Below are 346 nucleotides of genomic sequence, written 5' to 3' on the forward strand. Positions count from 1 at the left end.
ACTCAGAAAAGCCTACCGGCCTGAATTCATCAATCGGATTGATGAGAAGATTGTCTTCCACAGTTTAACACCAGACCACATGCGTCAAGTTGTTAAGTTGATGCTGAAACCACTGGCAGCTACCCTGACTGAGAAGCAAATCGACCTTAAAGTTCAGCCAGCTGCTCTCAAACTCTTGGCTGAGCATGGTTATGATCCAGAAATGGGAGCTCGGCCTTTACGCCGAACCATTCAAACTGAAGTTGAAGACAGATTGTCCGAATTGCTCCTGTCAGGCCAATTAAAGGCCGATTCCAAACTAAAAATTGGCAGCCACAAGGGCAGTCTGAAATTTACCATTGATGAC

At 45.7% G+C, this 346-nt stretch carries 1 pseudogene; it reads left to right on the plus strand.

Annotated features, from left to right (window positions below):
• Window positions 1-49: 49 nt before the first annotated feature.
• Window positions 50-346, plus strand: a pseudogene (locus FH871_RS35270) (ATP-dependent Clp protease ATP-binding subunit ClpC); the annotation flags it as partial.

It is taken from the genome of Larkinella sp. C7 (assembly GCF_006149005.1).
Lineage (GTDB): Bacteria > Bacteroidota > Bacteroidia > Cytophagales > Spirosomataceae > Larkinella.